The sequence below is a fragment of the Enterobacter sp. E20 genome, assembly GCF_000801755.2.
GTDB classification, from domain to species: Bacteria; Pseudomonadota; Gammaproteobacteria; order Enterobacterales; family Enterobacteriaceae; genus Enterobacter; species Enterobacter asburiae_B.
In genome coordinates, this window is the sequence record NZ_CP012999.1 from 3298640 (window position 1) to 3324772 (window position 26133).

The window sequence follows — 26133 nt, forward strand, 5'->3', positions numbered from 1 at the left end:
GCGGTTTTACTGGATAGTATGTTGCGTTTTGCGATCGCGCGCACGGAAGCCTGCCCTAACCAGCGAACTGTTATGTCCCTACTCCATTCTGCTGTATCCCCCGAAGACCGCGTAGCCAACGTGCTGCGTTCCCCAAAGCGGCTGACGCGTGAAACGCTGGCTGGCGTGATTACCGCCCTGGCGCTGATCCCCGAGGTTATCTCATTTTCGGTTGTGGCGGGCGTTGACCCGAAGGTCAGCCTGATCGCCTCCGTGGTGCTGTGTCTTGCTATGTCTGTACTCGGTGGTCGCCCGGCGATGGTCACGGCAGCGGCCGGGTCCGTGGCGCTGGTCATTGGCCCGATGGTGCATCAGCACGGCGTACAGTACATTCTTCCCGCCGTGCTGATGGCGGGCGTAATTCAGATTCTGTTTGGCGTGCTGGGCATGGCAAGACTGATGCGCTTTATACCCCAGTCGGTCATGACCGGATTTGTTAACGCCCTGGGCATTTTGATCTTCTTCGCTCAGGTGCCGCATTTCTGGAGCCGAAGCCCGCTGATTGTGGGCCTGTTCGTCCTGACGCTGCTGATTGTGCTGTGGGTGCCGCGCTATATCAAAAGCATCCCTTCCCCGCTGATTGCGATTGTTGTGCTTACCTTGTTCACCGTTTCAACCGGTCAAACCCTGCCGACCGTGGGCGATGAAGGCTCCATGAGCGGCGGTTTGCCGGGTCTTACCGAGCTGCTGGTCCCGCTCAATGTGCAGACGCTGAGCATTATCTGGCCGTGCGCGCTGAGCATCGCGTTTGTCGGCCTGCTGGAATCCCTGCTGACGGCAAAGCTGGTGGATGAGCTGACCTCGACACCGTCAGGTAAACGCCGCGAAAGCATTGGACTAGGCGTCGGCAATATTCTGGCCGGATTTTATGGCGGGATTGCAGGCTGCGCGATGATCGGACAAACCATCGTCAACGTGGAGATGGGGAAAGGTCGAAGCCGCATTTCAACCTTTGCGGCGGGCATTGTGCTGCTGATTCTGGTGACGGCGCTCAGCGACGTGATGGCCAACATCCCGATGGCGGTGCTGGCGGGTATTATGGCGATTGTCGCCGTCAAAACCTTCAGCTGGCACAGCCTTCAGCCAGCCACGGTGAAAACGGCCCCGATAGCAGAAACGGTCGTCATGCTGGTCACCGTTGCCGCCACGGTATCAACCGGCAATCTGGCGATTGGCGTGCTGGGCGGGATTATCGTCATGGCACTCCTCCCCGCCCGCATTAAGCGTCGGCTTAAAGCAGAAAAATCGTCGCCAGCCCAAGAAAAATAAAGAAACCGCCGGTATCAGTGATGGCGGTGATCATCACGCTCGACCCCACCGCGGGGTCGCGCCCCAGTTTGGTCATCGTCAGCGGGATAATGACCCCCATCATTGATGCCACCAGCAGGTTCAGCACCATCGCCAGCATCATCACGCCGCCCAGGGCCATATCGTCGTACAGCCACCAGGTGATGCCGCCCATAATCCCGCCCCACACCAGGCCGTTGATCAGCGCCACGCCCATCTCCCTGAAGATCAGAAAGGCGAAGTTGCCGGGCTGAATATTTTCCAGCGCCAGGGCGCGAACGATCATGGTGATGGTCTGGTTTCCGGTGTTGCCGCCAATTCCGGCCACAATCGGCATCAGCGAGGCCAGCGCCACCAGCTGCGAAATCGTGTGTTCAAACCCGTCAATCACCCGGGAGGCGATAAACGCGGTACACAGGTTAATGGCCAGCCACGCCCAGCGCGTTTTCACCGCCTTGCCGACGGAGGCATGGACGTCATCTTCGGCGCTGATCCCCCCGAGCGCGCGAAGGTCGTTGTCGGTTTCTTCGTAGACCACATCAACGATCTCATCGATGGTCAGACGCCCCATCAGTTTGCCGACTGAATCCACGACGGCGGCACTCACCAGGTCGTCACGCTCGAAGGTACGCGCCGCTTTTTCCGCGTCGTCCTCCGGGGAGAAGACCATCGGCTCGTTTTCCATCACCTCGCTCACCTTCCGCTGGGTGCTGTTGAGCAGGATGGTTTTCAGCTCAAGTTCGCCAAGCAGGGTTTTATCCCGGGAGGTGACAAACAGTTTATCGGTGTTGTCCGGCATTTTGCCCAGGCGACGCAGGTAGCGCTGCACGGTACCGAGCGTCACGTCCGGGCGCACCGTGATAACGCCGAACTCCATGATCGCGCCGACGCTGTTTTTCTCGTAGTGCATCACCTGACGCACGCGCGCGCGTTCATCGGCAGGCAGCGACGCCAGCAGGCGGCCGGTCAGGTTTCGCGGCAGATGCTGAACGAGGTAAATCTGCTCGTCGATATCCAGGGTTTGCAGAGCGTCGAGAATATCCCGGTCGCTCATCTCGTCGATCAGGTCGTCCCAGACGTTTTCGGAGGCCTCAAGCAGCACCTGCCCGCGCTCGTGATCCTGCACCAGACGCCACAGGGCGTGGCGTTCTTCCGAGGGAAGCGCTTCAAGGGTATCCGCCAGATCCGGCGGGGGTAAATGAGCAACCAGCGCACCTACCTCAGCAATATCGTCGGCCAGGGTGCCGACATCATATTGCTCAGCCAGGGTGAGTTTGCCTAAAAGCGTAGAAGTGACCGCTTTATCGGTCGTGAGAAGCCAGATGAGTCGCGCGCGCTCCTGGTCACGCTGTCTGGCGCTGTTTTTCTTTAATACCGACATCAATCATAAATCCATTAAATGAGTTGGGGTTAAGCATAGCGCGGGGATATGTAAATAAGAATAAACAACGCGGCGGGATGGAGAAAAAAGCGGCATCGCGGCCACGATTTATCCCCTCTCCCAGTGGGAGAGGGCCAGGGTAAGGGCATCAGGCCGTGCGCGCTACCGCGTCACGCGATGCCGCATCGCGCTCTTCACCGGTCAGCTCGCTCAGCTTGCCGTCACGCATCTCCAGCAGGCGGTCAGCATGAATGAAGTAGTGATCGTCGTGGCTGATGGCGAAAATGGTTTTGCCCATCTCCTGCATCAGCGGCAGCAGCACCTGATAAAACTCGCGGCGGAAATGCGGGTCCTGATCCGCAGCCCACTCGTCCAGCAGGATGATGTCACGCTCTTCCGCCAGCGCCAGCAGCAGCGCCACGCGCTTTTTCTGCCCTTTGGAAAGCTTCAGGTTGAGGATCTTCCCGTCCTGTAACTCCAGCTTGTGCGACATCTGCAGCTGCGCCAGCCATTTTTCCACCAGCGCAGGATTGGCCGGTTGCCCTTCCGGCCCCAGCAGCCGATCGAACAGCCAGACGTCGGTGAACACCGCCGAGAAAAGCTTGCGGTAATCCTCGGGCTTCTCCGCGCTCAGCGCCCTGCCATCCAGCAAAATCTCGCCCGACTGCGGCTGATAGAGTCCAGTCAGCAACATCGCCAGCGTAGATTTACCGCTGCCGTTGCCGCCGATGAGGAACAGCAGTTCACCGCGGCGGATCGTCAGGTTGACCGGCCCCACGGAGAAGGCGCTGTCCTGATAGCGGAACGTGACGTTACGCAGCTCCAGCGTCTGCCAGTTAGGGAAGGCCTGCGGGCGCGGGAATTCGGCTTTAAACGGCGCGAGATCGAATTTTTTGAGCTTATTAAAGGCCACCTGCGCACTCAGCAGGGTGGGCAGCGCACCGACCGCCGAGAGCAGCGGCGTGCGTAAAAACAGCAGCGTCAGCGAGTAGGTTGCCGCGACGTTGGTGTCCGCCCAGCCCAGGCCGTTCGCCATCCAGAATACCAGGCCAATGGCACCCAGCATCATGATGTTTGACCAGTTCACCGCGCTCAGGTGGAAGGTGTCGGCGCGAATAATATGATGACGGTATTCGCGCGCGTCCGGGATATAGAGATGATTAAAGATATGCTCGGCGCGTTCGCGGTTCAGGGTGAGCTCTTTGCGCCCTTCCAGCACCGTCTGGTAATCGTTGTAGAGCTTATCTTCGGTTTCGCGCAGCACCGCCATGTGTTTATAGACGCGCGACACCAGCATAAAGCCGCCCCAGATGGTAATGGCAATCCACAGGGCGGTCACCGCCAGCATTTTGCTGGAGAGCCAGGCGAGATAGGCAGCCGAGCCAAAGGTCAGAACGATCCCCTGCACCAGCTCCGGCAGCCGAACGAACGCGATGGTGATGGCGCGCACGTCGCTGGTCAGCCCCGCCAGCAGGGATGCGCTGCCGAGCTGCTCAACGCGCTCAACCTGAGTGTCCAGGATCCGCTTGATAAACTCACTGCGCAAACGGAAAACGAAATGGTGCCCGAGCGTGGTCAGCGCCAGCTGGGAACCGAGCGTAACAGCCATCAACAGGAGCAGCAGGCCGAGAAACTCCGGCAGAACGGAGAGCGAGGTATCGACCATTTCAATCAACCGCACGTTAATAAACGCGATCAGGCCAATACCCAGCGCGGCGCTGGCGAGGCTTAACGCCATTACTGCAATGAAGGGCCAGCGATACTGACGCCAGACGAGGAGAAGTAGTTGCATGCAGGCAATCCGGACAATAAAAATCAGCCAGCAGTGTAAACTGCCCTGCGTGTACATCAAGAATAATTCTTATTTTAGTTTACCGTGCCCCGCCTGACGGAAGGTCAGGTTATAACGGTACTCGCCCGTGAGCGGGTGAACCCCGGGTTTCAGCGGCTGAATGCCGTGATAATACAGCCGCGACTCTCTGCCCCACACCACCACATCGCCATGTTCCAGCATGATGCGCTTGAGCGGGTCGTTGCGGCGTAATCCCCCAAACTGGAAGACGGCAGGCAAACCTAACGATACCGAGACGATAGGCGCGCGCAGATCGGGTTCATCCTTGTCCTGATGCAGCGAGAGCTTCGCGCCAACGGCGTAGCGGTTGATCAGGCAGGCATCCGGCCGGAAGTCAGGATACTGCGCTGCTACGGCGGCCTCGTGGCAGAGAGCCTGAAAAACCGCAGGCATCGGGGGCCACGGCTGGCCGGTAGCGGGATCGTTCGGGGCATACAGATAGCCCCGCTCGTTCGTCGCCCAGCCCAGATCCCCGCAGTTGGCCATGGCCACCGACATGGTGTAGCCGCCCGGCGTCACCATATGGCGAAACGGCGAAACCGCCGTCACCTCGTCGATACCGGCCAGCAGCGCCGCCGCACGGGAGAGCGCAAAGCGGCGCAGGATCACAGCCCCCGGCGCAAGCGGTTCCTGCCAGGGTTCAGCATCCGCAAAAAGATCGAGCATTATCCCTCCTGGCGTTTCGCCTCACGTTTCAGTAATAGCGCTTTTCGCGCCGTCCCCCAACGGTAACCCGACAGCGCGCCGTCGTTACGAACCACGCGATGACAGGGGATCACAATCGCCAGCGTGTTTGCCGCACAGGCTCCGGCAACGGCGCGTACCGCACTGGGCTGGCCAATCGCCTGCGCCACCTGCTGGTAACTTGCCGTTTCGCCGCAGGGAATGTTGCGAAGGGCCTGCCAGACGCGCTGCTGGAACGCGGTTCCGCGAATATCCAGCGGCAGCGCAAGCGGTACGTCGCGATTATCAATACTGGCAATCACCTGCTGGACCCGCTGCGCGAAATCCTCTTCCATCGGCGCATGTGCTGCTTTTGGAAATTGCGCGGCAAGCTCTTCGGCTAATTCTTCATTGCTGTCACCCAGCAGGATCGCGCAGATCCCCCGCTCGCTTTCTGCCACCAGACAGCGTCCTAACGAACAGTCGCTGATGGCATAACGCACCGCCACCTCCCCTTTGCGGTACTGCTTCGCCGTCATGCCCAGCGCATCGTTGGCTTTACGATAATAGCTGCTGCTGTCGGGAAAACCCGCCGCCAGCACGGCGTCGGTAATTTTGTCACCCTGTGCAAGCGCGGTGCGCAGGCGCTGGCCTCGCGCCGCCTGCTGCCAGGCTTTTGGCGTCATGCCGGTCACGGACTTAAACAGACGGTGGAAATGGAAAGGACTCATGGCGACCTGCTGCGCCAGCCCCTCCAGGGTTAGCGTGGGATCCTGCTCCAGAAGACGACAGGCGTGTTCCACTTTTGCCAGCTTCTGCTCCTGCGGATCGCGTTTGTCCGGCATGCAGCGCTTGCACGGGCGAAACCCTGCCTGAACGGCGTGGTGGGCATCGGGATAAAAGCGGACGTTTTTACGCAGCGCGTGGCGGGCGCGGCATGACGGGCGGCAGAAAATTCCCGTCGTCTGCACGGCGAAGACAAACCGCTCGTCAGCGCGCGGATCGCGGGCCAGCACGGCCTGCCAGCGATCCTCATCGGTAATAAAGGTCGGGTTTCTCATTATCGGCTCCTCATGTAAGCATACATAGAGCGTGCCTGAGCGCCAGTGATAAAAAACCCGCAACCTTGCTTTTTAATTTTTGTCGTGCACCAGGAAACTCTTGAACTGCGGCGAGCTCCAGGTTTTGAACCCGTCGCCCTCTTTGGTGATCATATAAACCGCCAGTCCTTCCTGGCGAACCACCTCTTTGGCTTTTTCCGGGCCGAGAACCATTAATCCGGTATCCCAGGCATCCGCTTCCAGCGCAGTGGGGGCAATGACCGTCACCGAGACCAGATTATGCGTGATGGGACGGCCGGTCTGCGGATCGATAACATGCGAAATACGCTTCCCGTCAAGCTCGTAATAGTTACGGTAGCTTCCGGAAGTACTGATGCCGTGACCGTTGATATCCACTATCGCCTGCACGGCATTTTGCCGATCGGTCGGTTTTTGAATCGCTACGCGCCACGGCTTATCGCTGGCGTTCATCCCCCGGCTGACTAACGCGCCGCCCACGGAGACCAGATAACGGGAAATGCCTTCCTGGGCCATCAGCGCAGCAAGATGATCCGCCGCATAGCCTTCCCCAACCGTCGACAGATCGACAAACAGATCGGGGATATCTTTTTGCAGGTACTGTTGCCCGTACTGATTGATCACCGTCAGATGCTGCAGCCCTGTCCGGGCGCGGGCGTCATCAATGGCCGCCTGTTCAGGCGTGGTCATCGGCTGTTTGTTAGGGCCAAATCCCCAGAGGTTCACCAGAGGTCCGACGGTCACATCCATCGCCCCGTTGGTTTTGTAACCCACGCGTATGGATTCGGTCACGATATCGGCCATCGCTTCGCTCACCGGCCACAGGGAGGTACTGGTGGAGAGATTAAAGCGCATCAGCGCCGAATCATTTTTATAGGTTGAGAGCAGCTGATCGTCGGCATCCAGCTGAGACTGGATTTTGCCGCGAAGTTCATCTGTGCGCGTTTTATCGAGGTTCATCACGCTGACGCGCCAGAAGGTGCCCATCGTTTTGCCTTCGAGCACCGTCGCGGCGGGTGCGTCGGTTTTCGCCACGGGAGTGGGATCGTTACACGCGGTCAGGAAAAAAAGCATAGCCAGAAAGCTGGCGCGTAAAAAAGTCATGTCCATTCATTATTATCCTCATGCCAGGGCGGCAAGAGTACACCAAAACGGGTGAGTTGTGAGAATCCGGGAAGCACAAAAAAGGGGCCATCAGGCCCCTTACGTCACACGGTGAAGCGATTAGAACTGGTAAACCAGGCCCAGCGCGACGATATCGTCAGTACCGATACCCGCCTGACGGGTGAATTCATTTTCATCAACCAGGTTGATTTTGTAATCCACGTAGGTGGACATGTTTTTGTTGAAGTAGTAAGTCGCACCAACATCAACATATTTCAGCAGATCCTGATCGCCGTAACCTTCGATGTCTTTCCCTTTAGACTGCAGGTAAGCCACGGATGGACGCAGGCCGAAGTCGAACTGGTACTGAGCAACCACTTCGAAGTTCTGCGCTTTGTTAGCGAAGCCGTAAGCGGTAGTCGGGCTGCTGCCGTTAGAGGTACCGAAACGGGTTGCGTTGTAGGTCTGGGAGTACTGCGCTGCCAGATAGATGTTGTTGGCATCGTATTTCAGGCCACCAGAATAGACTTCTGCGTTATCGCCATGACCGTAAACGCTTGCGCCGTTCTGATCGGCGGTACGTTTGGAGGAGGACATTGCGCCGCCCACGCTGAAACCTTCGCCCAGGTTATAGGTCACGGATGCACCGTAGCCGTCGCCGTTCTGTTTCAGCAGGCTACGGCCACCTACGTTTTCACCGCTTACGCTGCCGTTTTTACCCTGATACTGCAGGGCAAAGTTCAGACCATCCACCAGACCGAAGAAGTCCTGGTTACGGTAGGTCGCTACGCCGTTAGCACGGGACTGCAGGAAGTTGTCTGCGCCGTAGGTATCGCCGCCAAATTCTGGCAGAACGTCAGTCCAGGAGGTTACGTCGTAGATTACGCCGTAGTTACGACCGTAATCGAAAGAACCCGCGTCACCGAATTTCAGACCCGCGAACGCCACACGCGTCCAGGCATCGTTTTCGCTTTCGGAGGTGTTGCCCTGGATCTGGTATTCCCACTGGCCGTAACCGGTCAGCTGCTCGTTAACCTGAGTTTCGCCTTTGAAGCCAAGACGCATGTAGGTCTGGTCGCCGTCGGCACCCTTGTCGTCAGAGAAATAGTGCAGACCATCGACTTTGCCGTACAGATCTAATTTGTTGCCATCTTTGTTATAAATTTCGGCCGCATTTGCTGCGCCTGCCACCAGGAGTGCTGGTACCAGGAGGGACAGTACTTTAACTTTCATTTTATTAACCCTCTGTTATATGCCTTATAATTGCCACTGCTTACTGGTTAACCCTCATTAACCAGTCGGCAATTTCATTCTCCTCAAAATTACAGAATAATCCAATGCGAATATGATACGAAAACTTTGAAGATGTTTCATTTATCTATCAACATGTTTCAAAATGTAAATATCAAGGAACTTTTACAAAGCACAAATAGCTTAGAAAATTAGCACTTATAATCAAACGAAAAAATCACCCCATAAACATCAGTAAGTTACAATAAAATCCGTTACAGCACTGAATGACAAAACAAGATCGCAGCTAATCTCTAAAATAACTCTCGCTATCATCATTAACTTTATTTATTACCGTCATTCAGTTTTGAATGTCTGTTTATCCCTAATTGAACCGGATGCTTCGCATTCGGTTTTTTTTTACCTTTCTTTACGTAACTTCTCTTTTTTTGTGCTACCGCACCGTAATTGTAACGACTATTAACTAAATTCTCTTCGGGTATTCTTCGAAGTCCATAAATTGGTACAAGACTTAATTTCTTGTTAATTCGTGCTATTTATTGACGGCGTGGGTCGATTATTTGTACGCGCATGGCGCGTTTGTACATGTTTTCTGCACTCCCTGCCGCCGATATTGTCCGGAGAAAAAGTCGCCTCTTCCCGGACAGTCGCGCTGGAAATTCAGTTATTACCCTTTATACTGCCCTATCGCCACAGAGCACGACCATAACGGGTTAAAGATATCAATGAGTCAGACTGAAACTACCGCCCCGAGCAAATTCTCCCTTCTCCCCGGGAGCATCACCCGTTTCTTTCTTCTTTTGATCGTTGTGCTGTTAGTCACCATGGGGGTGATGGTACAAAGCGCGGTTAACGCCTGGCTGAAGGATAAGAGCTATCAGGTCGTTGATATCACTCATGCCGTGCACAAGCGCATAGACACCTGGCGCTACGCCACCTGGCAGATTTACGACAATATCGCGGCTGCCCCGACCTCCTCATCCGGGGATGGACTTCAGGAGACGCGGCTTAAGCAGGATGTCTATTATCTCGAAAAACCGCAGCGTAAGACCGAGGCTCTTATTTTCGGTTCTCACGACAGCGCGACGCTTGAGATGACGCAGCGTATTTCGACCTATCTGGATACCCTCTGGGGTGCCGAAACGGTACCGTGGTCGATGTATTATCTGAACGGTCAGGATAACAGCATGATCCTGATCTCAACGCTGCCGTTAAAAGATCTCTCGTCCGGCTTTAAAGAGACAACCGTGGGCAGCATCGTCGATTCCCGCCGGGCAGAGATGCTGCAGCAGGCGAACGCCCTTGATGAACGTGAGAGTTTCTCTTCCCTGCGTCGTCTGGCCTGGCAAAACGGCCATTATTTTACCCTGCGTACCACGTTCAACCAGCCCGGACATCTGGCGACGGTAGTGGCCTTCGATTTACCGATTAATGATTTAATCCCGCCGGACATGCCGCTCGACAGCTTCCGCCTGGAGCCAGACACCAGCACCCAGAACATGCGTGCGGCGTCTGACAAAGAGGCCGCAGAGAGCGTATCGATCTCCTTTAACGGCTCGAAAATCGAAATTGCCTCATCGCTGAACTCGACCGGTATGCGCCTGGTGTGGCAGGTACCGTTTGGCACGCTGTTGCTCGACACCCTGCAAAATATCCTGCTGCCTCTGCTGCTGAATATCGGTCTGCTGGCGCTGGCCCTGTTTGGCTACAGCACCTTCCGTTTCCAGACGGGTCGTCAGAGCGACGCCTCTGCGGTTCCGGCCGGCACCAGCAATGAGCTGCGCGTATTGCGTGCACTGAATGAAGAGATTGTTTCCGTGCTGCCGCTTGGGGTCCTGGTTCACGATCAGGAGGCGAATCGTACGGTGATGAGCAACAAAATTGCCGACCATCTGCTGCCGCATCTTAACCTGCAGAACATCACCACCATGGCGGATCAACACCAGGGGGTGATTCAGGCCACCATCAACAATGAACTGTACGAGATCCGTCAGTTCCGCAGCCAGGTGGCTCCCCGCACGCAAATCTTCATTATTCGCGACCAGGATCGCGAAGTGCTGGTCAATAAGAAGCTCAAGCAGGCGCAAAGGCTGTATGAGAAAAACCAGCAGGGGCGCGCCGCATTTATGCAGAACATTGGCGATGCCTTCAAGCAGCCGTTAAAAACGCTGGCGACCCAGGCGGCGGCGTTAAACACCTCTGAAAGCCACCAGCTTGCCTGCCAGGCCGATTCGCTGGTCAGAATGGTTGATGAGATCCAGCTGGCGAACATGCTGGAGAATGATTTCTGGAAGGGAACGCCAGCCCTCTTCTCCATTCAGGATCTGATCGATGAAGTGGTGCCTGAAGTACTGCCCGTCATCAAGCGCAAAGGGCTGCAGCTGCTGATCAATAACAATCTCCCTGCGAATGACGAACGCCACGGCGATCGCGAAGCGCTGCGCCGCATTCTGCTGATGATTATTCAGTATGCCGTGACCACCACGCAGATCGGCAAAATCACCCTTGAAGTCAGCACCGAGGAGTCGGCAGAAGACCGTCTGACGTTCCGCATCCTGGACACCGGGGAAGGCGTCACAACGAGTGAAATTGATAATCTGCACTTCCCGTTCCTGAATGACACGCAGAGCGATCGCTACGGCAAGGCCAATGCCCTGACCTTCTGGCTGTGCGATCAGCTGGCGCGTAAGCTCGGCGGCCACCTGAATATCAAAGCTCGTGAATCCCTCGGCACCCGCTATTCTCTGCACGTGAAAATGGCGGCCAATCCGCAGGAAGAAGATGAGGAACGTCTGCTGGATGACGTCGTGGTGATGGTCGACGTGACCTCGAACGAGATCCGCAATATTGTCGTTCGTCAGTTAGAAAACTGGGGAGCGGCCTGCATCACGCCGGATGAAAGACTTGCAAGTCAAGAATTTGATCTGTTTTTAACTGATAATCCGTCTAATCTTACTGCCTCCGGCTTGCTTTTAAGCGATGATGAGTCAGGCGTGCGGAAAATCGGCCCTGGCCAGCTGCGCGTCAACTTTAATATAAGCAATGCGATGCAGGAAGCTGTACTACAACTAATAGAAGAGCAGCTGGCGCAGGAAGAGATAACGGAGTCACCGTTAGGCGGCAATGAAAATGCCGAGCTTCACGCCAGCGGATACTATTCACTCTTTGTTGATACAGTACCAGATGATGTTAAGCGGTTGTATACTGAGTCCGCTGCGAATGATTTTGCAGCGCTGGCACAGACAGCACACCGGCTTAAAGGGGTGTTTGCCATGCTTAATCTGGTTCCCGGCAAGCAGTTATGTGAAACGCTGGAACATCTAATTCGTGAGAAAGATGCCTCTGGCATTGAAAAATACATCAGCGACATTGACGCCTACGTCAAAAGCTTGCTGTAGCAAGGTAGCCTTATACATGAACAATATGAACGTAATTATTGCCGATGACCATCCGATTGTACTGTTCGGTATTCGCAAATCACTTGAACAGATCGAGTGGGTGAATGTAGTCGGTGAATTTGAAGACTCTACAGCACTGATCAATAACCTCCCAAAGCTTGATGCACACGTGCTCATTACCGATCTCTCCATGCCTGGAGACAAATACGGTGATGGGATCACGCTCATCAAATACATTAAGCGTCACTTCCCGGATATCTCGATCATTGTTCTGACCATGAACAACAACCCGGCGATCCTGAGCGCGGTGTTGGATCTGGACATCGAAGGGATTGTGCTGAAACAGGGCGCCCCGACCGATCTGCCAAAAGCGCTCGCTGCGCTGCAGAAAGGCAAGAAGTTCACGCCTGAGAGCGTCTCTCGTCTGCTGGAAAAAATCAGCGCGGGTGGCTACGGTGACAAACGCCTGTCCCCGAAAGAGAGTGAAGTTCTGCGCCTGTTCGCAGAAGGTTTCCTGGTAACCGAGATTGCCAAGAAGCTGAACCGCAGCATTAAAACCATCAGCAGCCAGAAGAAATCAGCGATGATGAAGCTGGGCGTGGACAACGATATTGCTCTGCTGAACTATCTCTCCTCCGTTACGCTGAGCGCAACGGACAAGGATTGATCCCGGACGGGTGTGCGGCCTGATGCCCTCACCCCGTCCCTCTCCCACGGGGAGAGGGTGAAAAAACGAAAAGGCCCTTACGGGCCTTTTTTATATTCTGGTTTTTCTCACGCGATCCGCGTAAATCGACAACGTCTGCTTCAGCACGTCCAGCGTCACCGGTTTCGACAGACAGCTGTCCATGCCTGACTCCAGACAACGCTGTTTCTCTTCCGCCAGCGCGTTCGCCGTTACGCCCACCACCGGCAGCGTCAGGCCAAGCTGTCGGATGCGCTGCGTCAGACGGTAGCCGTCCATGTTTGGCATGTTGACGTCGCTAAGCACGATATCAATATGATTTTTACTCAGCACATTCAGCGCATCCACACCGTCATTGGCGGTTTTGCACTGGTAGCCCAGCGATCCAAGCTGGTCAGCCAGCAGGCGGCGGTTAATCGGATGGTCATCCACCACCAGAATCATCATATCGTCATTCACCGACGCCAGAGACTCCGGTGACGGCAATCCGCCCGCGCCGTCGCGCTCTTCCAGCTCCACTTTGTAGATGCGCGCCAGCAGGCTCAACAGCTCGTGCGGCGTTGCAACACTGTGTACCCATTCCCCTGGTGCACGCTCGACAGGAATGCCGATGTGGCGACGGCAGAAGAGCACCGACCCTCTCCCCTGCCACGGCTGCTCCGGCATCTCGTCGGCAATCAGCACATCGTCCACATCCGGTGTTTGACCTTCATAGAGACACACCCTCACGCCGCTGTGGGCAAGCAGCGCCGTCAGGTAGTCATTCAGCGAGGCGTTATGCACCGCCAGCCAGCAGCGCTTGTCGCTCAGCCCGTCCACCGTCGCTTTTGCCGGATACTGCGCCGAATAGAGCGGAATACGGATGGTGAACTGGCTGCCCATGCCGGGCTCGGTATCCACAGAGATATCGCCGTCCATCATGCTGACGAGCTTCTCACAAATCGCCAGCCCCAGTCCGGTGCCCTGGAAGTTACGCTGCACGCCGGTCCCGACCTGGAAGAACGGGTCGAACAGGCGGACCACTTCCTTCGCCGGGATGCCGACGCCCGTGTCGCGCACGCGAATGCTCAGGTAATCCCCCGCCCGGCAAACGTGCAACACGATACAGCCAACGTCGGTGAATTTGATGGCGTTGCTGAGCAGGTTTGATATGACCTGCTGCAGGCGCATCGGATCGCCGTGCAGCGTCAGCGGCACGTCAGGTTCAATAAAGCAGTAGAGCCCCAGCTGTTTACGCACCACCAGCGGCAGATAGTTGGCGCTGATGTGGTTCATGACCTCGCGCGGCGAGAACTCCCGCGGTTCGATTTTCAGCTGCTCAGACTCAATTTTAGAGAAGTCGAGAATATCACTGATGATTTTCAGCAGCAGGCTGGAGGAGTTGTTCATTGCCGTCACCAGCCTGTCGACCCCTTTCGGCAGCTCTTTGGTCTGCAGCAGGTCGAGGTTACCGATGATCCCGTACAGCGGCGTTCGCAGCTCGTGGCTGACGGTGGCAAGGAACATGGATTTCGACTGGCTGGCCTGCTCCGCGGCCTGCGCCATCTCCTGCAACGACTCTTCCATCTTCACGCGCGCGGAGACATCCACCAGCACGCAAATCGCCACGTTTTCATTGCGATAGCGGGAATGCACAAAGCTGATCTGCAGGTTGGTGTGCGTGCTGGTGAGCACGTCGACAAAGTTAACCTGCTGACCGCAGATAATTTGCGTCAGCCTCTGGCGGTCTTCGTGCGTCAGCATGTTCAGGTAGTTATGCGCCAGCTCGTTACTCAGGATGTTGGTTCCGTCCTGGGTACGCAGAATACAGATCCCCACCGGCGCCGACGCGACAATCTTCCGGTTAAACTGCTCGTGTTCCTCCAGCCGCTGGGCGTCGCTTTCGGCCGGAATAAAGATTTTCCGCTCATACATGCGCGCCAGGGTAAACAGCGCCCCGCCCGCGATCAGGTTCAGCAGAATCGCATTCATGATGAGAATACGTATCCGCTCAAGCACCATATCTACCGGCAGCGAATAGACAATACTCAGCGACGAAGGCGGCAGGCTCTTTTTCAGCACCAGCTCGCGGAAGCCCGAGGTATAGCCAAACCACGACCGCTCCTGCATCCAGTGCGGTTCAACGTTTAACCGGTTATCCGGCCCGGCGAGTGAGATCAGCTGATGACCGTTTTCATCCAGAATGGTCACCCCCATAGGCAGGCTGCCCGGAGTGAAAAAGTTTTCCATACGAATGGTCTGCTCAATCCCCAGCAGCGCCTGCAGGCGATTGCCCAGATACACCGGCGTCAGGGCGTAGAAATAGCCCACGCCCGGGCGCGGGCCCTGGCTAACCCAGAAGATGTTATTCCCGCGCTCGTCCTGCGGCGCATTGCGGTATTTCACAATACGTTCATGCAGGCTTTTCAGCGCATCGTCACGCTCAACGGGCACGTCGCGCAGGCCAAAGTCAGCCATGCAGAGATTTTCACTGCCAATCAGGAATACGCGGTTCAGGTCATAGGCGGCGGAGAAATTGTCGCGCCAGTAGCGCATAAACCAGGCAAGGGATTCCAGCGACCCGCGCCAGGTATTGCTCATGGTGGAGCAATCGGAGTCCGGGAACAGCGGCTGGAAGTCCGGGACTTCGGTTTTGTCGTTACGCCCGCGAAGCGCAAGGATGCCGTTTTCCGCCGTCAGACGATTTTCGGCAATATACTTCAGCTCCTTCATCACGTCAGACGTTCGCTGGATGTAGCGCTGGGCCTGGTCGGAGCTTAAGTTAAACTCCTGGCGGATCTCCGCTTCTTTCTGGTGTAGCGCGTTAACGATGTAAAACACCGAGAACAAGGCCACCAGCAGCCAAAGCAAGAGCGCCAGCGCCCGAAACAGATAGCGAGAAACTTTCAGCGTAGTACGAAAGGAGACGAGGTATTTCAAGGGGGCGAGGCTCCGCCGTCGGGGTCAAAAGAATGTGGTTAAGGTAGCGGTAAACGCGCCAGGTCGCAACGTTGACTTATCTGCTTGTGCAAAAGAAAAGGGCCGGAATCCGGCCCTTTTTTGCATCAGGAGACATTACTCGTCAGCGTCATCCGCTACGTCATCGTCGGTGTCGGCTTCCGGCGCGATATCATCATCGCCTTCCGCAACGCTACCGTCGATGGAATCGAGCTCTTCGTCATCCACCGGCTCAGCAACGCGCTGCAGACCCACCACGTTTTCATCTTCCGCTGTACGGATGAGGATCACGCCCTGGGTGTTACGCCCAACCACGCTGATCTCAGAGACGCGGGTACGCACCAGCGTACCGGCATCGGTGATCATCATGATCTGATCGGCATCGTCTACCTGCACCGCGCCCACAACGGAACCGTTGCGCTCGGTCACTTTGATAGAGATAACGCCCTGCGTGCCGCGAGACTTGGTTGGGTATTCCCCTTCCGCCGTACGTTTACCGTAACCATTCTGCGTCACGGTCAGGATAGCCCCTTCACCGCGCGGAATAATCAGAGAAACAACGCTGTCTTCGCCAGCCAGTTTGATACCACGAACGCCCGTAGCGGTACGACCCATTGCACGAACGGCGTTCTCTTTAAAGCGCACCACTTTACCGGCCGCAGAGAACAGCATCACTTCATCAGAACCGGAGGTCAGATCCACACCGATCAGCTCGTCGCCTTCGTTCAGGTTCACCGCGATGATCCCGGCGGAACGTGGGCGGCTGAACTCGGTCAGCGCGGTTTTCTTCACGGTACCGCTGGCGGTCGCCATAAAGACGTTCACGCCCTCTTCGTACTCGCGTACCGGCAGGATGGCGGTGATACGTTCATTCGCTTCCAGCGGCAGCAGGTTAACGATTGGACGACCACGCGCGCCACGGCTCGCTTCCGGCAGCTGATAGACTTTCATCCAGTACAGACGACCGCGGCTGGAGAAGCAGAGGATCGTGTCATGGGTGTTCGCCACCAGCAGGCGGTCAATAAAGTCTTCTTCTTTAATGCGTGCCGCAGATTTACCTTTACCGCCACGACGCTGTGCTTCGTAGTCGGTCAGCGGCTGATACTTCACATAGCCCTGGTGAGACAGGGTGACCACCACGTCTTCGCGGTTGATCAGGTCTTCAATGTTGATATCAGAGCTGTTCGCGGTGATTTCGGTGCGGCGCGCATCGCCGAACTGATCGCGGACCAGCTCCAGCTCTTCACGGATCACTTCCATCAGACGCTCTGCGCTGCCCAGGATATGCAGCAGTTCAGCAATCTGTTCCAGCAGCTCTTTGTATTCGTCGAGCAGTTTCTCGTGCTCAAGGCCGGTCAGTTTCTGCAGACGCAGATCCAGAATCGCCTGAGCCTGCTGTTCAGTCAGGTAATACTGACCGTCACGCACGCCGAACTCAGGTTCCAGCCACTCAGGACGCGCTGCGTCATCGCCCGCACGTTCCAGCATCGCGGCGACGTTACCCAGATCCCACGGACGGGAAATCAGGGCGGCTTTCGCCTCCGCCGGGGTTGGCGCACGACGGATCAGTTCGATGATCGGGTCGATGTTGGCCAGCGCAACCGCCAGCGCTTCAAGGATGTGCGCACGGTCGCGGGCTTTGCGCAGTTCGAAGATGGTACGACGGGTCACCACTTCACGGCGGTGACGCACGAACGCGCTCAGGATCTCTTTAAGGTTCATGATCTTCGGCTGACCATGGTGCAGCGCAACCATGTTGATACCGAAGGAAACCTGAAGCTGAGTCTGGGAGTACAGGTTGTTCAGCACAACCTCACCCACCGCGTCGCGTTTGATCTCAATCACGATGCGCATACCGTCTTTGTCAGACTCGTCACGCAGCGCGCTGATGCCTTCAACGCGTTTTTCTTTTACCAGCTCGGCGATTTTTTCAATCAGACGCGCTTTGTTCACCTGATACGGGATCTCGTGAACAATGATGGTTTCACGGCCGGTTTTAGCGTCCGCTTCCACTTCGGCGCGGGCACGGATGTAAATCTTGCCGCGGCCGGTGCGGTACGCTTCTTCAATACCGCGACGACCGTTGATAATCGCCGCCGTTGGGAAGTCCGGACCCGGGATGTGTTCCATCAGCCCTTCAATGCTGATGTCTTCATCGTCGATATAGGCCAGGCAGCCGTTGATCACTTCGGTGATATTGTGCGGCGGAATGTTGGTTGCCATACCGACCGCGATACCGGACGAACCGTTAACCAGCAGGTTCGGGATCTTGGTTGGCATCACATCTGGGATGCGCTCGGTGCCGTCGTAGTTATCGACGAAATCAACGGTCTCTTTTTCCAGGTCGGCCATCAGCTCATGAGCGATTTTCGACATACGGATTTCCGTATAACGCATCGCCGCAGCGGAGTCGCCGTCGACTGAACCAAAGTTACCCTGACCATCTACCAGCATGTAACGCAAGGAGAATGGCTGCGCCATACGAACGATGGTGTCATAAACGGCGGTATCACCATGCGGGTGATATTTACCGATGACGTCACCGACGACGCGGGCAGATTTTTTATAGGCTTTATTCCAGTCATTGCCCAATACGTTCATGGCGTATAGTACGCGACGGTGTACCGGCTTAAGGCCATCGCGGACGTCCGGCAGCGCACGGCCAACAATGACCGACATCGCATAGTCCAGATAGGAGCTCTTCAGCTCTTCCTCGATGTTAACCGGTGTAATTTCTCTCGCAAGGTCGCTCATCTAACCGCTATCCCTCTACTGTATCCCGGATTCAAAGGTCGCAAATTATAACACAGCCGAGGTGATTGAGGTAAACCTATACGCTTTATTCACGGGGATTGCCTGATATACTCCTTTGTCTTGCTAAATAAGGAGTAAAAGCGCCCATGAATGCCGAAAAATCCCCGGTGGCTCACAACGTTGACCACGAAGAGATTGCCAAATTTGAAGCGGTGGCGTCCCGCTGGTGGGATCTCGAAGGTGAGTTCAAACCGCTGCATCGCATTAACCCGCTGCGTCTGGGCTATATCGCGGAGCGTTCCGGCGGTCTGTTCGGTAAGAAAGTGCTCGACGTCGGCTGCGGCGGCGGCATCCTGGCTGAGAGCATGGCGCGCGAAGGGGCGAATGTTACGGGCCTGGATATGGGCTTTGAACCGCTCCAGGTGGCCCGCCTTCACGCGCTGGAGTCCGGCATACAGGTGGAATACGTGCAGGAAACCGTGGAAGAGCACGCGGCAAAACACGCCCATCAGTACGATGTGGTGACCTGCATGGAGATGCTGGAGCACGTTCCCGATCCGCAGTCGGTGGTGCACGCCTGTGCAAAACTGGTGAAACCGGGCGGCCAGGTCTTCTTCTCAACCATCAACCGTAACGGTAAAGCCTGGCTGATGGCCGTTGTCGGCGCGGAGTATGTGCTGCGCATGGTGCCGAAAGGGACGCACGACGTGAAGAAATTCATCAAGCCTGCGGAGTTGTTAAGCTGGGTTGACCAGACGTGGCTCAAAGAGCAGCACATCACCGGCCTGCACTACAATCCGTTGACCGATAAATTCAAGCTTGCACCGGGCGTAGATGTTAACTATATGTTGCATACCACCGCCAAAAACGACTAACGTCATTCGTTATTCTTATAAAGATTGCGCGACATCATGTTGCGCAATTCTGACCTCCCGTTGAAGAAATCAGCACTCGATCAAATTTTGAATTTTTTTTCTTAATTATTGACATGTCTTCCAGGCCTTACGGTACGAGGACTTAGCCTTTTTTACTCTTTCACAACCTCAATTTAACGCCAAAATCAACCCTTGTGCTGAAAAGATTCGATACTAGAATACTCACCATATAGCGTTTTTCTTATCGCAAACCCCCTACATGTAGTATTTATCCACAGAGTTAGTCACAAGGCGGATCTGTGGATAAACGGGGGATATTTTTTATTTCACGGACAGGTAAAACCCACATGAATCAGAGTCTGCTGGTGACAAAGCGCGACGGTACTACCGAGCGTATCAATCTGGACAAAATCCATCGAGTTCTCGACTGGGCAGCAGAAGGACTGAACAACGTATCTATCTCCCAGGTTGAACTGCGTTCCCACATTCAGTTCTACGACGGCATCAAAACGTCTGATATCCACGAAACAATCATTAAAGCAGCGGCAGACCTCATCTCCCGCGAAGCACCGGATTATCAGTACCTCGCTGCACGTCTGGCGATTTTCCACCTGCGTAAAAAAGCCTACGGCCAGTTTGAGCCGCCGAAGCTTTACGATCACGTGGTGAAAATGGTTGAGCTGGGCAAATACGACACGCATCTGCTGGAAGACTATACGGAAGAAGAGTTCGAGCAGATGAACGGGTTTATCGATCACTGGCGCGACATGAACTTCTCCTACGCGGCGGTGAAGCAGCTCGAAGGCAAATACCTGGTTCAGAACCGTGTAACCGGTGAGATCTACGAAAGCGCCCAGTTCCTCTATATTCTGGTGGCCGCCTGCCTGTTCTCTAACTACCCGCGTGACACCCGTCTGGAATACGTGAAGCGTTTCTACGATGCGGTATCCACGTTCAAAATTTCTCTGCCAACGCCAATCATGTCTGGCGTGCGTACCCCAACCCGTCAGTTCAGCTCCTGCGTACTGATCGAGTGTGGTGACAGCCTGGATTCCATCAACGCCACCTCCAGCGCGATCGTGAAATACGTCTCCCAGCGTGCCGGTATCGGCATCAACGCCGGTCGCATCCGTGCGCTGGGCAGCCCGATTCGCGGCGGTGAAGCGTTCCACACCGGCTGTATCCCGTTCTATAAACACTTCCAGACGGCAGTAAAATCCTGCTCTCAGGGCGGCGTGCGCGGCGGTGCTGCGACCCTGTTCTACCCGATGTGGCACCTGGAAGTGGAAAGCCTGCTGGTTCTGAAAAACAACCGCGGCGTGGAAGGCAACCGCGTGCGCCATATGGACTACGGCGTGCAGATCAACAAGCTGATGTACACCCGTCTGCTGAAAGGCGAAGACATCACCCTGTTCAGCCCGTCCGACGTTCCGGGCCTGTATGACGCGTTCTTTGCCGATCAGGACGAGTTCGAGCGTCTGTACACCAAATACGAAAAAGACGACAGCATCCGCAAGCAGCGCGTGAAGGCGGTAGACCTGTTCTCCCTGATGATGCAGGAACGTGCCTCTACCGGCCGTATCTACATCCAGAACGTGGACCACTGCAACACCCACAGCCCGTTTGATCCAGTAGTTGCGCCAGTGCGCCAGTCTAACCTGTGCCTGGAGATCGCCCTGCCGACCAAACCGCTGGAAGACGTGAACGACGAAAACGGCGAAATCGCGCTGTGTACGCTTTCCGCGTTCAACCTGGGCGCAATTAAGAGCCTGGACGAGCTGGAAGAGCTGGCGGTGCTGGCGGTTCGCGCGCTCGACGCCCTGCTGGACTACCAGGATTACCCAATCCCGGCCGCTAAACGCGGTGCAATGGGCCGCCGTACCCTGGGTATCGGCGTGATCAACTTCGCCTACTGGCTGGCGAAAAACGGCAAGCGTTACTCCGACGGCAGCGCTAACAACCTGACGCACCAGACGTTCGAAGCGATTCAGTACTACCTGATGAAAGCCTCTAACGAGCTGGCGAAAGAGCAAGGCGCGTGCCCGTGGTTCAACGAAACCACCTACGCGAAAGGCATTCTGCCAATCGACACCTACAAGAAAGACCTGGATGCGATCGTCAGCGAACCGCTGCACCTCGACTGGGAAGGTCTGCGCGAGTCCATCAAGACCCATGGCCTGCGTAACTCAACGCTCTCTGCCCTGATGCCGTCCGAGACCTCTTCACAGATCTCTAACGCCACCAACGGTATTGAACCGCCGCGCGGCCACGTCAGCATCAAAGCGTCGAAAGACGGCGTGCTGCGTCAGGTGGTACCGGATTACGAAACGCTGGGTAATAACTACGAGCTGCTGTGGGAAATGCCGAACAACGACGGCTACCTGCAGCTGGTGGGTATCATGCAGAAGTTTATCGACCAGTCGATCTCTGCCAATACCAACTATGACCCGACGCGCTTCCCGTCCGGCAAGGTACCGATGCAGCAGCTGCTGAAAGACCTGCTCACCGCCTACAAATTTGGCGTGAAAACGCTGTACTATCACAACACCCGTGACGGTGCGGAAGACGCGCAGGACGACATGGTACCGTCAATTCAGGACGATGGCTGCGAAAGCGGCGCATGTAAGATCTAATGAAGGGCGGGGATATCCCCGCCTTTATTTCGTAAGACAGGACACACTCATGGCATATACCACCTTTTCACAGACGAAAAACGACCAGCTCAAAGAGCCGATGTTCTTCGGCCAGCCGGTCAACGTGGCACGCTACGATCAGCAAAAATATGACATCTTCGAAAAGCTGATTGAAAAGCAACTCTCCTTCTTCTGGCGCCCGGAAGAAGTGGACGTCTCCCGCGACCGTATTGACTACCAGTCGCTGCCGGATCACGAAAAACATATCTTCATCAGCAACCTGAAGTACCAGACGCTGCTGGACTCCATTCAGGGTCGTAGCCCGAACGTGGCGCTGCTGCCGCTGATCTCCATTCCTGAGCTGGAAACCTGGGTGGAAACCTGGGCGTTCTCCGAGACGATCCACTCCCGCTCTTACACCCACATCATCCGCAACATCGTGAACGATCCGGCGGTGGTGTTTGACGATATCGTCACCAACGAGCAGATCCAGAAGCGCGCGGAAGGCATTGCCCATTACTACGACGAGCTGATCGAGATGACCAGCTACTGGCATCTGCTGGGCGAAGGCACCCACAACGTGAACGGTAAAACCATCACCGTTAACCTGCGCGCGCTGAAAAAACAGCTGTACCTGTGCCTGATGAGCGTTAACGCGCTGGAAGCGATCCGCTTCTACGTGAGCTTTGCCTGCTCCTTCGCCTTTGCCGAGCGCAAGCTGATGGAAGGCAACGCCAAAATCATTCGTCTGATCGCCCGCGATGAAGCCCTGCACCTGACCGGTACCCAGCACATGCTGAACCTGCTGCGCAGCGGGACGGACGATCCGGAGATGGCGGAAATTGCCGAAGAGTGCAAGCAGGAGTGCTACGACCTGTTCGTGCTGGCGGCTCAGCAGGAGAAAGAGTGGGCAGACTACCTGTTCCGCGACGGCTCCATGATTGGCCTGAACAAAGACATCCTGTGCCAGTACGTTGAGTACATCACCAACATCCGCATGCAGGCTGTCGGTCTTGACCTGCCGTTCCAGACGCGCTCTAACCCGATTCCGTGGATCAATACCTGGCTGGTGTCCGATAACGTGCAGGTTGCGCCGCAGGAAGTGGAAGTCAGCTCTTATCTGGTCGGTCAGATTGATTCTGAAGTCAACACCGACGACCTGAGCAACTTCCAGCTCTGATGTCACGCGTCACGCTACGTCTTTCCGGCACTGAGGTGCTGTGTCGGGAGGAGCACCCTTCTCTGCTGGTGGCGCTTGAGGCGCATCAGGTAGAAGTAGAGTACCAGTGTCGTTCCGGCTACTGCGGTTCCTGCCGCTGCCGCCTGGTCGCCGGCCAGGTGGACTGGCTGACCGAGCCGCTGGCCTTTATCAACGAAGGGGAAATTTTGCCCTGCTGCTGCCGGGCAAAAGGCGATATAGAGATAGAGATGTGATGTTGTCCGTATCCCCTCTCCCGGTGGGAGAGGGTTAGGGTGAGGGTATCAGGCCGCAGAGCCTGATTGTCGGGTGGCGGCTTCGCCTTACCCGACCTGCCAAACCTACTTCCGGTGAATGAATTCGACCGCTTTATCCGGGAAATCCGTAAACAGTCCGTCCACGCCCGCCTGGTTATACAACACCTCATAAAGCTGATTCACGTCCGTGGCATACGGCGGCAGCTGGTCTGCACGCACGGTATACGGATGCACCTGCATCCTGCTGGCGTGCGCCTCTTTCACCATCGCCGTCAGCTTCACGTGGCCCGGCGTTGAGCCTTCCGCCACCAGCATGTGGTAATCCGGCCCGATACCGTCGGCGTACTGCGCAATCTGCTTCATCGCGCCCGGCTTAAACATCCAGTCGTAGCTGTAGTTCACCCACTTGCCGTCCGGCTGCTTCTCCTGTGTTTCATTCCAGTCGGTATAGGCAATCAGCTGAACCAGATTGAGGTTCATCCCCATCTTCGGCTCCAGCTCGGTTTTGATGCGCTTCAGCTCGGCGGCGTCAAAACACTGCAGGTAAACTTTGTCCTTCTTGCTGGTGTAGCCGTACTGTTTCAGCACCTCCAGCGTCTTCGCGGCAATGTCTTTGCCTTCCTGATGGTGGAACCACGGCGCTTTGATCTCCGGGTAGATGCCGATATTTTTACCGGTTGAGTGGTTCAGACCCTGAACAAACTCAATCTCTTCCTGGAAGGTATGGATCCGGAAGTCAGATTTGCCCATCGGGAAACGTCCCGGATAGACCTGCACCTTCTTGCCGTTTTCAATCTCAAAGCCTTCGGTAAACTTCAGGGAACGGATCTCCGCCAGGGTGAAATCAATGGCGTAGTAGCGGCCATCTTTGCGCGCGCGGTCCGGGAAACGCTCCGCCACGTCCGTCACGCGGTCAAGATAGTGGTCATGCAGGACGACCAGCTGGTCGTCCTTCGTCATAACCAGATCCTGCTCCAGATAATCCGCGCCCTGGGCATAGGCCATCGCTTTCGCCGGGAGCGTATGCTCCGGCAGATAGCCGCTGGCGCCGCGGTGGGCAATAACGATTTTATCCGCCGCCAGCGCGGAGCCTGTCATCAGGCCCGCCAGCAGCAGGCCGGTTGTTACGTAAGATGATTTCATCGCAATGCTCCTTATTGACGACGCGCCAGCACTTCCGCGTGGTGACGTTTCTCACCGATCATGACCACAATGAGCAGCAGTACCGCCAGCACGCTGCCGCCGATCATCACCATAAAGCCGCCGTCCCAGCCGAAGAAGTCAACGGTGTAGCCCACGATGGCGCTCGCCGCGACCGAACCGCCCAGGTAGCCGAACAGACCGGTAAAGCCTGCCGCCGTGCCTGCCGCTTTTTTCGGCGCCAGCTCCAGCGCGTGCAGACCGATCAGCATCACCGGACCGTAAATCAGGAAGCCGATGACGATCATGCAGGCCATGTCTACTGATGGGTTGCCCGGCGGGTTGAGCCAGTAAACGACGGTCGCGATGGTGACCAGGGTCATAAAGAACACGCCCGTCGCGCCGCGGTTGCCTTTAAACACCTTGTCCGACATCCAGCCGCAAAGCAGCGTGCCCGGGATCCCGGCATATTCATACAGGAAATAGGCCCAGGACGATTTATCCAGCGCGAAGTGCTTCACCTCTTTCAGGTAGGTCGGGGACCAGTCCAGAATGCCGTAGCGCAGCAGATAAACGAACACGTTCGCCACCGCGATGTACCACAGCAGCTTGTTCGGCAGGACGTACTTCATGAAGATCTGTTTTGCGGTCAGCTCTTCTTCGTGCTCCTTGCTGTAATCATCCGGATAGTCGTTTTTGTACTCTTCAATCGGCGGCAGGCCGCAGGACTGCGGCGTATCGCGCATCAGCGCGAAGGCGAAAATCGCCACGACGATGGCGCCAAAGGCAGGCATATAGAGCGCAGCGTGCCAGTCGTTGAACCAGGCCATCCCCAGCAGGAACAGCAGCGGCGGAATACCGCCACCGACGTTATGCGCGCAGTTCCACACCGACACGATGCCGCCGCGTTCCTTCTGCGACCACCAGTGCACCATGGTACGTCCGCACGGCGGCCACCCCATCCCCTGGAACCAGCCGCAGAGGAACAGCAGCACGAACATAATCGCAATACTGGACGTCGCCCACGGCACAAAGCCCATGAACAGCATGACCGCGGCCGCCAGGATCAGGCCGGCGGGCAGGAATACGCGCGGATTCGAGCGATCCGACACGGAACCCATGATGAATTTGGAAAAACCGTAGGCAATTGAGATCCCCGAGAGCGCGAACCCCAGATCGCCGCGGGAGAAGCCCTGCTCCACCAGATACGGCATGGCGAGCGCGAAGTTTTTACGTACAAGGTAGTACGCCGCGTACCCGAAGAAGATCCCCAGGAAAATTTGCCAGCGCAGACGGCGGTATAGCGGATCAATTTCTGCCTCTGGCAGACGCGCCCTGTGCGGCGCAGGTTTGAAGATACTGAGCATAACAGCCTCCGTGGCCTTGAATTGAATGGGCAGGTGGCTCGCACCTGAATTCCAGAGGCGGGGATGTTAAGAAATCACGGTGATTGTTACTGTGAATCAACGCACAGATTGTTACAGAAATATGACAGAATGCGCAAAAAAGCGCATGAAATCACGTTCCACTTTCGAATTTCGCGCGTTTATGTTCGAAATCAAACAAACCACACTATTGATATGGCTAAATGATAAAAAAA

At 56.1% G+C, this 26133-nt stretch carries 17 protein-coding genes; 7 read left to right on the forward strand and 10 right to left on the reverse strand.

Annotation, left to right across the window (positions count from 1 at the left end; translation table 11 throughout):
- The first annotated feature begins 18 nt into the window (after positions 1–18).
- Positions 19–1308 carry a SulP family inorganic anion transporter gene (locus NI40_RS15370; protein WP_039263197.1) on the forward strand — a complete coding sequence of 430 codons (1290 nt, stop codon included), beginning with the start codon at positions 19–21 and terminating at the stop codon, positions 1306–1308.
- Here NI40_RS15370 and mgtE read toward each other — a convergent pair.
- The 6 genes from mgtE to NI40_RS15400 all read right to left on the reverse strand — a co-directional run bounded on the left by mgtE (position 1271) and on the right by NI40_RS15400 (position 8638).
- On the reverse strand, positions 1271–2707 hold the full coding sequence (gene mgtE, locus NI40_RS15375; RefSeq protein ID WP_021241530.1) for a magnesium transporter: 1437 nt from the start codon (positions 2705–2707) through the stop codon (positions 1271–1273). The two genes, NI40_RS15370 and mgtE, sit on opposite strands and share 38 nt — an antisense overlap.
- A gap of 148 nt (positions 2708–2855) precedes the next feature.
- Positions 2856–4499 (reverse strand): multidrug ABC transporter permease/ATP-binding protein, encoded by a 1644-nt coding sequence (locus NI40_RS15380; RefSeq protein ID WP_039263271.1) that lies wholly within the window; start codon positions 4497–4499, stop codon positions 2856–2858.
- 69 nt (positions 4500–4568) lie between these two features.
- Complete coding sequence (gene alkB, locus NI40_RS15385) at positions 4569–5225, reverse strand: DNA oxidative demethylase AlkB (protein WP_039263198.1); 657 nt, start codon at positions 5223–5225, stop codon at positions 4569–4571.
- Entirely contained in the window at positions 5225–6283 is a 1059-nt protein-coding gene (gene ada / locus NI40_RS15390; protein ID WP_039263199.1) for a bifunctional DNA-binding transcriptional regulator/O6-methylguanine-DNA methyltransferase Ada, read from the reverse strand. The genes alkB and ada overlap by 1 nt, the downstream gene beginning before the upstream one ends.
- Positions 6284–6355: 72 nt before the next feature.
- Entirely contained in the window at positions 6356–7411 is a 1056-nt protein-coding gene (gene apbE, locus NI40_RS15395) for an FAD:protein FMN transferase ApbE (RefSeq protein WP_033146056.1), read from the reverse strand.
- A gap of 114 nt (positions 7412–7525) precedes the next feature.
- Entirely contained in the window at positions 7526–8638 is a 1113-nt protein-coding gene (locus NI40_RS15400; RefSeq protein WP_039263200.1) for a porin OmpC, read from the reverse strand.
- A gap of 743 nt (positions 8639–9381) precedes the next feature.
- Here NI40_RS15400 and rcsD point away from each other — a divergent pair.
- Positions 9382–12054 carry a phosphotransferase RcsD gene (gene rcsD / locus NI40_RS15405; RefSeq protein WP_039263201.1) on the forward strand — a complete coding sequence of 891 codons (2673 nt, stop codon included), beginning with the start codon at positions 9382–9384 and terminating at the stop codon, positions 12052–12054.
- Between the two features lie 16 nt (positions 12055–12070).
- On the forward strand, positions 12071–12721 hold the full coding sequence (gene rcsB, locus NI40_RS15410; protein WP_003859405.1) for a response regulator transcription factor RcsB: 651 nt from the start codon (positions 12071–12073) through the stop codon (positions 12719–12721).
- 90 nt (positions 12722–12811) lie between these two features.
- Here rcsB and rcsC read toward each other — a convergent pair whose 3' ends face one another.
- Positions 12812–15658 (reverse strand): two-component system sensor histidine kinase RcsC, encoded by a 2847-nt coding sequence (gene rcsC, locus NI40_RS15415; RefSeq protein WP_039263203.1) that lies wholly within the window; start codon positions 15656–15658, stop codon positions 12812–12814.
- Positions 15659–15793: 135 nt separating this feature from the next.
- Entirely contained in the window at positions 15794–18430 is a 2637-nt protein-coding gene (gene gyrA, locus NI40_RS15420) for a DNA topoisomerase (ATP-hydrolyzing) subunit A (RefSeq protein WP_039263204.1), read from the reverse strand.
- A gap of 146 nt (positions 18431–18576) precedes the next feature.
- Between gyrA and ubiG the strand changes: the two genes are divergently transcribed.
- The 4 genes from ubiG (at position 18577) to yfaE (ending at position 23372) form a co-directional block, all read left to right on the forward strand.
- Positions 18577–19305: a bifunctional 2-polyprenyl-6-hydroxyphenol methylase/3-demethylubiquinol 3-O-methyltransferase UbiG gene (ubiG, locus tag NI40_RS15425; RefSeq protein ID WP_039263205.1), complete on the forward strand. Its 729-nt coding sequence runs from the start codon at positions 18577–18579 to the stop codon at positions 19303–19305.
- A 347-nt stretch (positions 19306–19652) separates the two neighbouring features.
- Positions 19653–21938, forward strand: coding sequence for a class 1a ribonucleoside-diphosphate reductase subunit alpha (gene nrdA, locus NI40_RS15430; RefSeq protein ID WP_023312513.1), 2286 nt, complete (start codon positions 19653–19655; stop codon positions 21936–21938).
- Between the two features lie 49 nt (positions 21939–21987).
- Positions 21988–23118 (forward strand): class Ia ribonucleoside-diphosphate reductase subunit beta, encoded by a 1131-nt coding sequence (gene nrdB / locus NI40_RS15435; protein ID WP_023312514.1) that lies wholly within the window; start codon positions 21988–21990, stop codon positions 23116–23118.
- Positions 23118–23372, forward strand: coding sequence for a class I ribonucleotide reductase maintenance protein YfaE (gene yfaE, locus NI40_RS15440; protein ID WP_023294104.1), 255 nt, complete (start codon positions 23118–23120; stop codon positions 23370–23372). The genes nrdB and yfaE overlap by 1 nt, the downstream gene beginning before the upstream one ends.
- Positions 23373–23477: 105 nt before the next feature.
- Here the strand turns inward: yfaE and glpQ are convergent, their stop codons facing one another.
- A complete protein-coding gene (glpQ, locus tag NI40_RS15445) occupies positions 23478–24536 on the reverse strand; it encodes a glycerophosphodiester phosphodiesterase (protein ID WP_039263206.1) in 1059 nt (352 codons plus the stop codon).
- A gap of 11 nt (positions 24537–24547) precedes the next feature.
- Positions 24548–25900 (reverse strand): glycerol-3-phosphate transporter, encoded by a 1353-nt coding sequence (glpT, locus tag NI40_RS15450; RefSeq protein WP_024908206.1) that lies wholly within the window; start codon positions 25898–25900, stop codon positions 24548–24550.
- Positions 25901–26133 lie beyond the last annotated feature (233 nt).